The sequence below is a fragment of the Nocardiopsis sp. M1B1 genome (genome assembly GCF_052466615.1).
In genome coordinates this window covers 5,331,114-5,345,068 of sequence record NZ_CP196194.1, presented here as the reverse complement: position 1 = coordinate 5,345,068, position 13,955 = coordinate 5,331,114, and the positions used below count along the sequence as shown (strand labels likewise).

Here is a 13,955-nt window from a genome sequence, read left to right as displayed (position 1 = left end):
GCGCGTTCAGCCGGTGAGCGCCGCCGGACCCATGAGGAAGCCGGGGTCCACCTGTGCGGCCAGGTCCGCGCCCTTGGCCTCGTTGCCCCAGGCCCGCGCGTTGCGCAGGTGGAACTCGGCCGACTGGCGGGTGAAGCGCTCCCAGTCCTTGGGCGCGGCGTCGGCCATGTCCCGCATCAGGGCCAGGGTCTTGACGTTGTCCTCCTCCAGCTCCGCCAGCTCGGGGTGGCGGCCCTTCTCCATCGAGCGCACGAACCCCGAGTGCGTCATCCACCCCGCCAGCGCGTCGCCCACGTGCTCGCGCAGGAACTCCACGTCCGACTCGTCCCGCACCTTGTTGCCGATCACGCGGATGGCGACCTCGTGGTCGCGGGCGTACTCGGCGTACTGCCGGTACACACCCACGCCGCGCACGGTGGGCTCGGCGACCAGGAAGGTCACGTCGAAGCGGGTGAACATCCCCGAGGCGAAGGAGTCGGCGCCCGCGGTCATGTCCACGACCACGTACTCCCCGGGCCCGTCCACCAGGTGGTTGAGGTACATCTCGGCCGCGCCCACCTTGGAGTGGTAGCAGGACACGCCCAGGTCCGACTCGGCGAACGGGCCGGTGACCATGAGCGTGGCGCCCCGGACCCGCGCTCCGAAGCGGGCGTGCAGCGGGTTGTCCCCGGTCACCGTCAGCAGGCGAGACCCGCGGCCCGGCGGCGTGGTCTTGATCATCTCCCGTGCCGAGGGGATGCGCGGGTTGTCCCCGCGCAGCAGCTCCTTGATCTCGTCCAGGTGCGCGCCCAGGGGCGGAAGGGCGGCCAGGTCCTCCTCGGACGCCCCCAGCGCGGCGCCCAGGTTCTGGTTGATGTCGGCGTCGACGGCCACCACGGGCACGTGCTGGGCGGCCAGGTGGCGGGTGAACAGCGCGGACAGGGTGGTCTTGCCGCTGCCGCCCTTGCCGGCGAACGCGATCTTCATGTGAGCCCTTCGGAACGTGGGTGTGCGGCGGGCGCGCGGCGGCTGCCCGCCCGCGACGGGGCGGGCGACCGGGGCCCGGATATGGAAACGATTATCGTTCCTGTTATTCGCGCTGTCAGCCGAACGGCCCCGTCGCGCCGCGTATTGCCAACGTGTTACACCTCACATGAGTGTCACTGGAGTCGGGACTGTTTCCTTTGTCCATATCGGGGATGACACGTGACAGGGTTTTGTGGCCAATCCCCGACAGGGAGAACGCGGGTGTGCTGTTCTGGAGCCAGCACACCCTTGTCTAAGGTGAGTGCAGGCGGCGCAACCCGCGCGTCCGTCGCGGGTGATTGGAGTGACCGGATGGCTGAGGCGAGGCAACTCCGGGAATACGTGCCCGCGGAGGCGCCGGAGGGCACGGCTCCGACCGCACCGACCATCGAGACGGGCGAACTCACCGGAGGGGTCACCGACCACACGGTGTGGAGCTGCGCCGGGAACCTGACCGCGGTGCGCTCCATCCGCTCCCGCGTGCGCGAGTTCCTCACCCGCATGGGCCACTCCGAGGGCTCCCTGGACGACGCCGAGCTGGCCGTCAGCGAGCTGGCCACCAACGCCCTGCTCCACTCGCGCTCCGGGCAGAGCGGCGGCGTCATGACGCTGTTCATCCGCTCCGACGACGGGCGCCTGCGCGTCGCGATCGCCGACCAGGGTGCGCGCGACGGCGAGAGCGAGCACACGCGGGAGGACGGCGACGACTTCGGCCGCGGCAAGCTCATCGTGGACAGTTGCGCCACCCGCAGCGGCGAGTACTGGAGCGACGCCACGCACGTGGCCTGGTTCGAGATCGACGACCACGCGGAGGAGGCCGCCGAGGGCGGGCGTCCGGAGGCGGAGCTGGCGGTCGACGACTGAGGCCGTGAACAGGAAGGGGTCGCGGACCGTCCCTGTCCGCAGTCACCGCGCAGCACGGCCCCCGGCGGACGCCCGCGGCGCGGTCTCCCTGTCCGCCGCAAGGCACCCCGCGGACCCTGCCCGCACCGTCAGCCTCAGCCGACGCCCGGATTCACGGCCTTACCGTCGGCCCCCGCCGCACCAGCGGACCCGCGTCCCCCCGAACGCGCCCCGGGTCAGTACGCTCCGCCGGACGGCGGGTAGCCGATCCGCTCCGGCTCGGGCGCGCAGCGCACCGTCACCTGGCGCCCCTCCGGCGGCGGGCAGTCCGCCCCCGTCAGCACGCAGGCCCCGGTCCACAGCGCCAGCGCCACCAGGGTCACCCGCGTGGCCTCGTCGCCGCGCTCGTCCACCGCCACCACGTCGTCGGCGGTCAGCTCCAGCAGGTCCCGCAGCTCCGAGAAGCGCCCCATGAGGTCGTTGTGCGGGTGCAGCGTGGTCAGGAGCCCCCCGCTGGTGTCCTCGTAGCCCAGGATGCCGTTGTCGAACAGACCGCGCGCCGGGCTGTACCCGTTGCCGTCGGGACTGGGCTGCAACAGCTCCTCGAAGGGCGTGGTCCCCAGCGCCTGCCCGAACGCGATCACCTGCCGCACCCGCGAGCGCTCCGCCAGCTCCAGCGCCGTCTGCGCCATGTCCGCGCTGACCAGCAGCAGGCGGGTGTCGGTCTCGGTGAGCACCGCGCACTGGGTGTCCAGGTCGGAGGCGGTCGACAGGGGCAGCGCGCGCCCGCCCACGGCCATCACGGTGTAGGTGGCCAGGAACCGGTCCGGCGAGACCGGCGCGAGCACCCCCACCACGTCACCGAAGCACATGCCCCGGCGGCTGAGCCCCGCCGCGGCCTGCTCCACCTTGGCGGCGAACGACAGGGCGTCCACGCGGTGCCCGACCCCGCGGATCGATCCACCCCGCGCGGGCCGCAACCGGAGCCGTTCGCACAGGCCCCCGGTCAAGGATCCGATCGGGTCGTCCCGGCGCGGCAGGTGGCGCCCCGGTCGTCCGGTTCCTGAAGACAGCCCTACCCCCATACGTACCCCCAGTTCGCCCATCAGGCGGCGGTACCGCCGTCCGGGCTCGTCACGCCCCCTCCACGTGGCGAACCCGGCGGCGGCACACCGGTCGGCGGATGCGGCGTCCCTCCCCAGGACGCAACCCGTGCCGACGCGGCCTCCCACCGGCCCCGGAGACCTCCCCGGGGCTGACGTCCGCCGGAAACCAGTGTCACACCGGTGTTCGACGGCCGTTTCCGGGACCCCGGCGACCGTGCCACCGCAGTGCCACGAACGTGGTGTCCCATGGCTTGAAGCCTAGCGCGTTCACAACCAGATGCACATGCATATTGCTATGCACATGCATATGTAGATTCATTGCGGAAGGCGGTTCTCCCGGTGGCGAGCCGGGCTTAACAGGGCAGATCGGGCAGCTTAGTCCGAGGTCCGGTGGTGGCGTACCCACGACGTGATCTGCGTACGCGAGTGGAAGCCCATCTTGCGGTTGATGTTGGCCACGTGCCGCGCCGCCGTGGACGGGGTGATGAACAGTTCCCGGGCGATCTCCGGGTTGCTCCTGCCCCGGCTCACCAGGACGGCCACCTCCAGCTCACGCGGGGTGAGCCGCTCCTCGGGGGTCACCGACTCCGGGGCCGGGACGGGCCCTCCCCGCTCCCGGCGCCCGCGCGCGGGACGGCTGGGCGGCGCGGAACGGCGCGACGGTGGGCGCCGTGCCTCCTCCGCCAGCTGCTCTCCCTCGCGGACCGCGTTCGACAGGGCCAGCGTCCGGCCCTGCTCCCACCAGCCCACCAGCTGGCGGCGGCGCCGCCGGACCTTCTCCACGTCGGTGAACGGCCACGGCGCCTCGTGCGTGGACAGCCCCAGCCGCTCGCGCACGCTCATCGCCGCGCCCGCCAGGCGGCAGGCGCCCTCGCGCAGCCCCGCCCCGAAGGACACCCGGGCGATCGCGGTCAGGGCGCGCGCCGCGTCCGCGCGCTGGCCCGTCGAGTGGCTCAGCAGCAGCCCCTCGCTCAGGTAGTCGTAGGCCTGCCCCGTGGACCCCTGGGCGTGCGCCACCCGGCCGATCCCGGCCAGGCAGCGCGCCTCCTCGGCCGCCGCCCCGATCAGCCGCTGGGTGTCCAGCGCCTCCCGGTAGCAGCGGTCCGCCGTCAACAGGTCGCCGCTGGCCTCCGCCGCGCACGCCTGGCCCATGAGGGTGACCCCCACGCCCCACCGGTGGTCGATCCCGCGCAACAGCGTCAGCGCGGCGTTGTAGTGGTGGTCGGCCGTGGGGTGGTCGCCCTGCTGGGCGACCAGGGCCGCCCGGGTGCCCAGGGCGATCGCCTCGCCCCACAGGTCACCCGACTCTCGGCACAGCCGCAGCGCCTCCTCCACCCGCACCGCGGCCTGGTCCGACACGCGCTCGCGCACCTCGACCAGGGCGAGCAGGTTGAGCGCGACGCGGACGAACACGTCGTCCCCGGCCTCCCGGCACAGCCGCAGGCCCTCCTCGCCCAGCGAGACCGCGAGTTCGTGGTCGCGCCGCACGCGCGCCAGCTGGGCCCGGCCCACCAGCGCCCGCGCGCGCGAGGGCGCCTTGGCCGCGTCCTCCAGCTCCAGCAGGCGGTCCATCCAGTGCGCCCCCTCGGAGTAGCTCTGGTGGCTCACCCAGTGCGCGGTCAGGCTCACGCACAGCCGCAGGCCCGGTTCGGCGGCGCCGTGCTCCAGCGCCCAGCGCAGCAGGGAGCGCAGCGTGTCGTACTCGGCGATCACGCGCTGGCGCCCGGAGTCGCGCTCGCTCCAGGGCATGACCCGGCTCGACTCCAGCTTCTGGCCCAGGTCCTCGGCCAGGCGCAGCATCCGGTCCAGGAGCCTCTCCTGGAACAGCTCCGCCTCGCCCGCCGCGACCAGCCGGGAGTGCGCGAACCGCTGCACGGCCTCGGGCAGCCGGTAGCGCACCCGGCCCTCGAACTCGCCGGTCACGGTGATCAGGGAGCGGTTCAGCAGGGACGTCACGAGGTCGAGGACGGCCGGTTCGGGCAGCGCCTCGTCGGCGCACACCTGCTCGGCCAACTCCAGGTTCCAGCCCCGGAACACCGACAGGCGGCGCAGCAGCACCCGCTCGGCCTCGGGCAGCCCGCGGTACACGAAGTCCAGCACCACCGGCAGCATCTCGCTGCGCGGGACCGCCTGCCCCGGGCCGGGCTGGACCTCGGGGGAGGACAGGTGCTCGCGCAGATCGTCCACCAGCACGGCCGGCCCCACCCCGGGCGCGCTCGCGCCCAGCGCCTCGATCGCCAGCGGGATGCCGCCCGCCAGGTCGCACAGCTCCGTCACGGTCTCCATCTCCTCGCGCGAGAGCGAGAAGCGCGGGTCCCGTGCGTGGGCGCGGTCCATGAACAGCCGCACCGCCTCCGCGCCGGCGGGGTCGGGCTGGGGCCCCTTGCGCGCGGGCAGCGGCAGCGCCATCGGCGTCATCCGCCACACGGTGCCGTCCGACAGGCGGACGGGGGTCTCACTGGTGAGCAGGATCGACACGGACGGGCACGAGGCCAGCAGGGCCTCGCCGACCTCGGCCACCTCCTCGACGGCGTGCTCGCACGCGTCCAGCACCAGCAGCAGGTGGCGTTCGCACAGCGCCTCGGTCACCGTGACCGACAGCGGCTGCCCCGGCTCCTCCACCACGCCCACTGCGGCGGCCACCCGCGCGTACACCTCCAGGGTCGTGCGCGCGTCCGCCATGCCGACCATCCACACGCCGTCGGGGAACCACGCGGTGGACTGCTCGGCCACGCGTATCGCCAGACGCGTCTTGCCCAGCCCGTCGGTTCCGCTCAGCGTGACGGAGCGGCTGGAGCCGAGCAGACGGAGCAGGTCGCTCAGGTCCCGCTCACGGCCCACGAATCCGGTGCCCGGACGGGGGAGGTTGTGCCGCGCGGGCGCGGTCAAAGGTGCCATGGCCTTCACATGTAGGGGCTGTCGGGGGAGGTTCTCACCAGGGTCGGGGGGAAGGTCGGCAAGGGCGGACGTCGTCGGTGTGGGCTCTGGTACCCGGAGTTCCTGTCTTAGCGGGTGCACGCGCACTGTGCAAGTGGGTCCCCCCGACCGGGGCCGTGTCAGCCACCGTCACCCGGGACGGCCCAGCCGGTCAACTGCGTCCTCGAGGAAATCGAGAGTTTTCTGAAGATGTTCGCGATGTGGCGGGCCGCCGTCGCGTGGCTGATGGTCAGCCGCTCGGCGATCTCGCGGTTGGACAGGCCCTGTTCGGCCAGTTCGGCCACCTCCCTCTCCCGGGGGGTCAGCGAATCCGGGCCCGAGGGCCCCGAGGTCTGGGGCCGGGGGAAGGCCAGTGCGCGGTCGAGCACCTGCTCCAGCGGCAGGGGGCGCCACGCGTTCCACGCCTCGGCGGTGCGCGTGGCGCCCACGCGCCGCTCCGCCGCCGACCGCAGCCGCAGGGTCTCGGCCGAGGGGCGGTCCAGCGCCGCCCTCAGGTCGGCGGCCACCCCCACCAGGGCGGCGGCCCGCTCGGCCTCCTCCTCGGCCAGGGCCAGTTCCGCCAGCGCCTCCAGGGCACGGGCCACCGCGAGCCTGCGTCCGGAGGTGAAGCTCACCCGCAGGCACGTCGCCAGGGGCTCCCGGGCGAGCAGAGTCTCGCCCTCTGCCAGGTACAGACGGCCCAGTTCCCGGGCGCAGTGCGCGGTGGCCGGGGCGGCCTCCAGTTCTCCGAAGACCGACAGGGCGTCGGAGAACAGCTCCCGCGCCCGCGCGAAGTCGCCGCGCTCGGCGGCGATCGAGCCCAGTCCGTGCAGGGCGCGGGCCGCGCTCCAGCGGTCGCCGAGGTTGTCGGCCACCGCGACGCTGTGCTCCAGGAGGGCCGTGGCCCGTTCGGCCTCGCCGCGGCGGCGGGCCAGCTGGGCCAGCACGTCCAGCGTGGCCGCCTCGGTGATGGGGTCGCTGACCTGGGAGGCCCACACCCCGGCTCGCTCGGCGTGCTCCTGCCCCTCGTCCAGCGTCCCGGTGCGCAGGCACAGCGCCGCCAGGGTGGCCAGCGCGGAGGCGGCCGCTCCCGCCTCGCGGCAGGCCCGCGCCGCCTCCAGGGCGCACAGGGCCAGGGTGGACACGCGCGGCGCCGCGTCCAGGTCCAGCCGCAGCTCGGCGTGCAGGGCCAGGGCGCGCGCCCGCAGGTGCGGGGACTGCGCGTCGGGGTCGGTGGCCAGCGCCCGCTCCAGGAGGCGGCTGCCCTCGGCGGCCAGGTCGCGCACGATCCAGTAGGGGCGCAGAGCCACGCACACCCGCAGGGCCTCGTCCACGCGCCCGCGCGAGAGCGCCCAGTCCACCACGCGGGCGTGGTTCTCCCGGTGGTGGTCGAGCAGCCGCAGGTGCCCCAGGCGCTCGCCCCACGGCATCGGCGCGCAGCAGCTCTTGGCCCACTCCTCCAGACGGGCGACGCAGAAGCGCAGGTAGCGTTCCCAGCGGTCGTCCTCGCCGCCGCTGTCGGCCAGGTGCTCGGCGGCGTAGGCGCGCACCGTCTCGGTCAGCCGGTAGTGGGTGGTGCCGTCCACCTCGGCGTCCATCACCACCAGCGACTTGTCCAGCAGGGAGAAGTGCAGCGGCAGGATGTCGGCGGGGTCGACCCCCTCACCCGAGCAGACGTCCTCCGCGGCCTCCAGGTACCAGGTGGAGAACACCGACAACCGGTGCAGCAGGAGCCGCTCCGGCTCGGTGAGCAGGTCGTGGCTCCACTCCAGGACCGCGCGCAGCGTCCGCTGGCGCGGCGGCAGGTCCTCGGACCCGTCGCTGGTCAGCAGCTGGAACCGGTCGTCCAGGCGGCGCAGGATCTGCTGCACCGACAGCACCCGCACCCGTGCGGCGGCCAGCTCGATCGCCAACGGCATGCCGTCCAGCATCCGGCAGATCTCCGCGATGTAACCGGAGTTCTCCCTGGTCATCTCGAACCCGGCGCGTGCGGCGTGCGCGCGGGTGACGAACAGGCGCACCGACTCGTAGCGCTGGGTGTCGCGCCGGGGGATGGGCGCGGGGTCGGCCGCGTAGGGGTCGGTGGGTGTGGGCCGCGCGGGCAGGGACAGCGGCGGCACCCGCCAGATGTTCTCCTCGGGAACGTGCAGGGGCTGGCGGCTGGTCACCAGGATGCGCACCCGGGGGCAGTCGCGCAGCACGGCCTGGCACAGCTGCGCCATCGGCCCCACGGCGTGCTCGCAGGTGTCCAGGAGCAGCAGCAGGTTGCGGGTGCGCAGCGAGGTGATGACGGCGTCCGTCATGGTGCGCGAGTCGTCCTGCACCGCCTGGAGGCTGCCCGCGACCGCGCGCAGCGCCTGGTCGTGGGTGGAGGCCTCGCTCAGGTCGACGAAGCGCACGCCGTCGGGGAACCGGCGCATGACGCGCTCGGCCAGGTGCAGTGCCAGGCGCGTCTTGCCGATACCGCCGGTACCGGTCAGCGTGACCATCCGGGCGGTGCCCAGGAGGCGGCCCAGGTCGACGATGTCGCGCTCGCGTCCGACGAAGCTGATGAACTCGCCGGCGGACAGGGGCAGGTTGTGGCGGGGAGGAGACATGGCCTCGATTACTAGGACACCGAAATCGGCCCGCGCCGCCGCTGCGGGGGCGGCGCGGGGAACGCCGTCCCCAGTGTCGCACCCGCCACCCCCGGTTGTCCTCCGAATGGCCGGTTCCGGCATGAGCGGACAGAAACCGCCCACGCCGGACCGGAAGGTGCTATGGAGCGGTTACTCCGCGCTTTCCGGGCCCTTCGGAGCCCAGGTGGCGGGGTCGGCCGGACCCTGCTCCCCCGACCCCATGTCCTTGACCTCGTGGCCGCCGTCCTCGCCGAACGGCGGGAACCACACGAAGGGGATGCCCTTCTTGGCGGCGTACTGGATCTGCTTGCCGACCTTGGCGGTGGAGTGGAACACCTCGGTGTTGAACCCGCGCCCGCGCAGCAGCTCCCCGGTGCGCAGGGCCTCCCTGCGGCGCTCGGCGCCGGGCACCACGACCATCACGTCGGTGGGGCAGGCGCGCCCCTCCTCGATCCGGCCCTCGGCGACGAGCTTGGCGAAGATGCGGGTGAGGCCGATGGAGATGCCCACGCCCGGCAGCCGCCTGCGGATGAACTGCCCGGCCAGGTCGTCGTAGCGCCCGCCCGCGCAGATGCTCCCGTAGCCGGGGTCGTCGTCGAAGGAGGCCTCGTAGACCGTGCCCGTGTAGTAGTCCAGGCCGCGGGCGATGGACAGGTCGGCCACGACGCTGCCCTCGGGCAGGTCGGCCAGGTCCTCCAGCACGAAGGAGAGCTCCTCCAGCCCCTCGTCGAGCAGTTCGGAGGAGACCCCGAGCCCGCGGACCCGCTCGGCGACGCCGGGCCCGGCGCCGCGGACGCGGGCCAGCGCGAGGCAGGCGTCGGCCTGCTCGCCGGTCAGGCCGTCGGCCAGCAGGATCCGGCGCACGCCGTCGTCGCCGATCTTGTGCAGCTTGTCCACGGCGCGGATGACCGCGATCGGGTCCTTGATGCCCAGGCCCTCGTAGAAGCCCTGGAGGACCTTGCGGTTGTTGACGTTGAGCGTCCAGGCGGGCAGGTCCAGCCCGCTGAGCACCCGATGCACGATGCGCGGCAGCTCGGCGTCGAAGTGCAGCGGGACGGAGTCGACGTTGATGACGTCGATGTCGCACTGGGTGAACTCGCGGAAGCGCCCCTCCTGGGGGCGCTCGCCCCGCCACACGCGCTGCATCTGGTAGCGCTTGAAGGGGAAGGACAGCTCGTTGAAGTGCTGGGCGACGTACCGGGCGAAGGGCACGGTGAGGTCGAAGTGCAGCCCGAGCCTGGCGTCGGAGTCGTCCTTGGCGTCGGCCTGGAGGCGGTGCAGGGTGTAGACCTCCTGGGAGGTCTCGCCCTTGGCCATCAGCACGTCGAGGTTCTCCACGGACGGCGTCTCCACCGACGCGAAGCCGAAGGACTCGAACCCGGCGCGGATATGGTCCAGCCAGCGCTGCTCCACGGCCCGGACCTGAGGGGACCACTCGGGGAAACCGCTGATGGGAGTGGGGCGGACGACGCGCTGATCGGACATGTGGGGTTCTCGGCTCACAGTTTCGTCTCGGCTTGCTGGCCCCGTCCGCGCCGCGCCGCGCGTACGCACGCGCGGGTTCGCTCGTCGGGCGGGGGGAGGGCCGGTCCAGTCTACGGGGAACCCGGTCGGGAGGGCGGCGCGACGGACTGCCCGCCGCCGCGACCGCTCGCCGCGGTTCGGCCACCACCGGCCCACGTGGACGGTTGTGGGCCGGTGGGGCGCTGGCGCGCCGGACCGGAGTGTCGACCGGGCCGACGTCGAAGAGCGGGACGTCGGTGGGTGGCCTGTGTCCGGGGCGCCGCCGGGGCTCCCGCGGATGGTCGCGTCCTCGTGCCAGGAGTCTTCTCCGCGACCGCACTTGCCGGTGCGGGGGCCCTGCCTCCACCGTAGACTCCGGGGACCCCGCCGGACAGGGATCGGCGCGGCCGAAAGCGGCCGAAAATGACCGCTCACAATGTCGTAAAGTCGACCTTCCGGGGTACAGGTGTGTGCTTACCTGTTCACGGTCGGTTTCGGGCGGAGGACGCACCGCCACGCGACGGCCACCGCACTCCCGCGACTCCTCCTCTGCCCGGGAGCCGCGGACCCCACGAGCCGACCGGTGTGGCGTGCCGCACCACTGAGCCAAAACGCCTTCCCCACCGGCCATCCGGTGTTAGGTTCCAGGAACGGTGCCTCCCGCGTCGGTACCGACCCCGATGGGTCGCGTACCCCGAGGACCGGACCGTGCGCGCCGTCCGTCCCGCTGGCCCGGCACTTCCGCTAGGACTAACTGTGATCGATCCAGTCAACAGCACGAACAACGCCCACGCCTCGACCGCGTTGTCCACCAAGATCATCGTCGCCGGGGGGTTCGGGGTCGGCAAGACCACGTTCGTCGGCGCCGTCTCGGAGATCCCGCCCGTGCGCACCGAGGCCGCGGTCACCGCCGCCAGCGCGGGCGTGGACGACCTCTCCCACACCCCGGACAAGACGAGCACCACGGTCGCGATGGACTTCGGCCGCATCTCGCTGGACACCGACCTGACCCTCTTCCTGTTCGGGACCCCGGGCCAGCAGCGCTTCTGGTTCATGTGGGACGACCTGGTCCGGGGCGCGCTGGGCGCCGTGATCCTGGCCGACACCCGCCGCCTGGAGGACACCTTCCAGGCGCTGGACTACTTCGAGCGCCAGTACCGGCTGCCCTTCGTCGTCGCCGTCAACGAGTTCGACCCCGAGAACCTCCACAGCGCCGAGGAACTGCGCGACGCCCTGGACCTGACCCCGGACGTGCCCGTCGTGCACTGCGACGCCCGCGACCGCAACTCCGTCGTCCGGGTCCTGGTGACCCTGGTCAAGCACGCCATGGCGGTGGAGGCCCGTCAGCGCCACCAGCGCCAGCCCGCCTGAGCCGACGGGCGCCCCGTGGCGGACCGGGGGCGGTTTCGACGCAACCGTCCGCACATGTGGGCGCCCGGGGTTCTCTCAACGGTTGTGTCCGGCGTTACCCTGTGGTGGTGTTCGGACGAATGGCGGAAGGCGTTCGCCGCTTCCTGGGTAAGCCCGGTGCGGTGGATCTGCGGCCCTATACCAAGCTCCTGTCGGCGATCGAGGCCGAGGAGGATGGTCTGCGTGAGCTCAGCGACACCGAGCTGACGGAGAAGGCCATCGAACTCGGCAACGCCGAACTCCCCTACGAGCGCGACGACCTCGTGTCGCTGTGCGCGGTCGGCCGCGAGGCCGCCCGGCGCTCACTCGACGAGCGGCCCTTCGACGTGCAGCTCCTCGGCGTCATGGCCCTGCTCGACGGCCACGTCGCGGAGATGGCCACGGGTGAGGGCAAGACGCTGGCGGGCGCCCTCGCCGCCGCCGGGTTCGCCCTGCGCGGCCGGCGCGTGCACCTGCTCAGCGTCAACGACTACCTGGCCCGGCGCGACGCCGAGTGGATGCGCCCCCTCTACGACATGCTCGGCGTCACCGTGGGCTGGATCACCGAGGACTCCACCCCCCAGGAGCGGCGCGCCGCCTACTCCTGCGAGGTGACCTACGCGGCCGTCAGCGAACTGGGCTTCGACGTCCTGCGCGACCGCATGGTCACCGACATCGCCGACCGGGTCGTGCCGCCGCCGCACGTGGCGATCATCGACGAGGCCGACTCGGTGCTCGTCGACGAGGCCCGCGTCCCGCTGGTCCTGGCCGGGGCCGCGGAGAGCGTGGACGCCGACGTGGAGATGGCCGACGTCGTGCGCGGGCTCAAGCCGCGCCTGCACTACGAGATCGACGGTGAGGGGCGCAACGTCCAGCTCACCGACGCCGGGATCGACGCGGTGGAGAAGGCGCTGGACGGGGTCGACCTGTACTCCGAGGACGACACCTCCGTCCTGCCGCAGGTCAACCTGGCTCTGCACGCGCACGTGCTGCTCCAGCGCGACGTCCACTACGTGGTGCGCGACGGCGAGGTCCGCCTCATCAACGAGTCGCGCGGGCGCATCGCCCTCCTCCAGCGCTGGCCGGACGGCCTCCAGGCCGCGGTCGAGGCCAAGGAGAAGGTGGCGCTCAGCGAGACCGGCGAGGTGCTGGACTCCATCACCGTGCAGTCGCTCGTCCTGCGCTACCCCACGCGCGCCGGTATGACCGGTACCGCGATGGCCGTCGCCGAACAGCTCCGCGAGTTCTACGAGCTGGAGGTCGCGGTCATCCCCTCCAACAAGCCCAACGTCCGCGAGGACCACGGCTCGCGCCTGTACGCCACGCGCGAGGAGAAGGAGGACGCCCTCATCGCCAAGGTGGAGGAGGTCCACAAGTCCGGGCGGCCGATCCTCATCGGCACCCAGGACGTGGCCGAGTCCGAGCTGTTGGCCGGGCGCCTGCGCGAGGCGGGGCTGGAGTGCGTGGTCCTCAACGCCAAGAACGACGCCGACGAGGCCGCCATCATCGCGGAGGCGGGCACCCACGGCGCCATCACCGTCTCCACCCAGATGGCCGGGCGCGGCACCGACATCCGCCTGGGCGGCAGCGACATGGCCGACCGCGAGCGGGTGGTGGAGACGGGCGGCCTGTACGTGATGGGCTTCGGCCGCTACCCCAGCAGCCGTCTGGACGGGCAGCTGCGCGGCCGCGCCGGGCGCCAGGGCGACCCGGGTGACTCCATCTTCTTCGTCAGCATGGACGACGACCTGGTGGTCAACCACGCCCCCGAGACCACGGGCTACCAGACCACCTCCGACGGTGAGATCACCGACCAGGGCTGGCTGGGCATGGTCGACCACGCGCAGCGCGTGTCCGAGGGCCAGCTGCTGGAGGTGCACCGCAACACCTGGCGGTACAACCAGCTGATCGACGTGCAGCGCGACGTGGTCCTGGAGCACCGGGAGATGGTCCTGACCGGGGACCAGGGCGACCGGCAGATCAGGGCCGACCGCGGGAAGCGGCACGAGGAGCTGCTGGAGGAGCTCGCCGGGAGGGGAGCCGGGGCGGAGGGGGACGCCGAGGACGCCGGAAGCGGCGCCGACGCCGAGGAGGAGGCGAACGAGAAGGTCGCCCGTGCGGCCCGCCTCATCACGCTCTACCACCTGGACCGGGGCTGGACCGACCACAACGCCTTCCTGTCGGAGCTGCGCGAGGGCATCCACCTGCGTTTCCTGGGCCGCCGCGATCCGCTGGACGAGTTCAACCGCGACGCGGTGCCGGTCTTCAAGGGCTTCTTGGACGACGCGCGCGCCCGGGCGGCCGAGAGCTTCGAGGAGCTGGAGGTCGTGGACGGCGAGCTGGACGTGAGCTCGGTGGGCGTCAAGCGCCCGTCGATGACGTGGACGTACATGGTGCACGACCACCCGTTCAGCTCCGCGTTCGAGACCCTGGTGGGCAGGCTCAAGGGCGGCCGGGGGAGCGGGAGCTGACCATTCCCCCGCGAACGGATGCGCGGGTCGGGACCAAAGTCCCGGCCCGCGCATTACTTTTGTCAGCTACTCTGCTCGAAACGCCCCACAAGCCCGAAAACGGC

General features: G+C 72.6%; 8 protein-coding genes. 3 read left to right on the top strand and 5 right to left on the bottom strand.

The genetic code is table 11. From position 1 onward, the window contains the following. Positions 1-6: 6 nt before the first annotated feature. The gene (locus ACSTA4_RS23140; RefSeq protein WP_444961004.1) at positions 7-966 is read right to left on the bottom strand and encodes an ATP-binding protein; all 960 of its coding nucleotides are present in this window, start codon (positions 964-966) and stop codon (positions 7-9) included. Positions 967-1,317: 351 nt separating this feature from the next. Between ACSTA4_RS23140 and ACSTA4_RS23135 the strand changes: the two genes are divergently transcribed. Then, on the top strand, positions 1,318-1,869 hold the full coding sequence (locus ACSTA4_RS23135) for an ATP-binding protein (protein ID WP_444961003.1): 552 nt from the start codon (positions 1,318-1,320) through the stop codon (positions 1,867-1,869). Between the two features lie 215 nt (positions 1,870-2,084). On the opposite strand, the gene ACSTA4_RS23130 is transcribed toward ACSTA4_RS23135, so the two are convergent. From ACSTA4_RS23130 to hisS, 4 genes are all read right to left on the bottom strand, one after another. Next, positions 2,085-3,080 (bottom strand): AMP-binding protein, encoded by a 996-nt coding sequence (locus tag ACSTA4_RS23130; RefSeq protein WP_444961002.1) that lies wholly within the window; start codon positions 3,078-3,080, stop codon positions 2,085-2,087. Between the two features lie 249 nt (positions 3,081-3,329). Beyond that, the gene (locus tag ACSTA4_RS23125; RefSeq protein WP_444964252.1) at positions 3,330-5,843 is read right to left on the bottom strand and encodes a LuxR C-terminal-related transcriptional regulator; all 2,514 of its coding nucleotides are present in this window, start codon (positions 5,841-5,843) and stop codon (positions 3,330-3,332) included. A gap of 167 nt (positions 5,844-6,010) precedes the next feature. Then, positions 6,011-8,467, bottom strand: a complete 2,457-nt coding sequence (locus ACSTA4_RS23120) for an ATP-binding protein (protein ID WP_444961001.1) — start codon at positions 8,465-8,467, stop codon at positions 6,011-6,013. 171 nt (positions 8,468-8,638) lie between these two features. Further along, positions 8,639-9,973, bottom strand: coding sequence for a histidine--tRNA ligase (hisS, locus tag ACSTA4_RS23115; protein ID WP_444961000.1), 1,335 nt, complete (start codon positions 9,971-9,973; stop codon positions 8,639-8,641). Between the two features lie 774 nt (positions 9,974-10,747). Here hisS and ACSTA4_RS23110 point away from each other — a divergent pair. Further along, positions 10,748-11,362: a GTP-binding protein gene (locus tag ACSTA4_RS23110; protein WP_444960999.1), complete on the top strand. Its 615-nt coding sequence runs from the start codon at positions 10,748-10,750 to the stop codon at positions 11,360-11,362. A gap of 119 nt (positions 11,363-11,481) precedes the next feature. Next, positions 11,482-13,851: an accessory Sec system translocase SecA2 gene (secA2, locus tag ACSTA4_RS23105; protein ID WP_444960998.1), complete on the top strand. Its 2,370-nt coding sequence runs from the start codon at positions 11,482-11,484 to the stop codon at positions 13,849-13,851. The last annotated feature ends 104 nt before the right edge of the window (positions 13,852-13,955 follow it).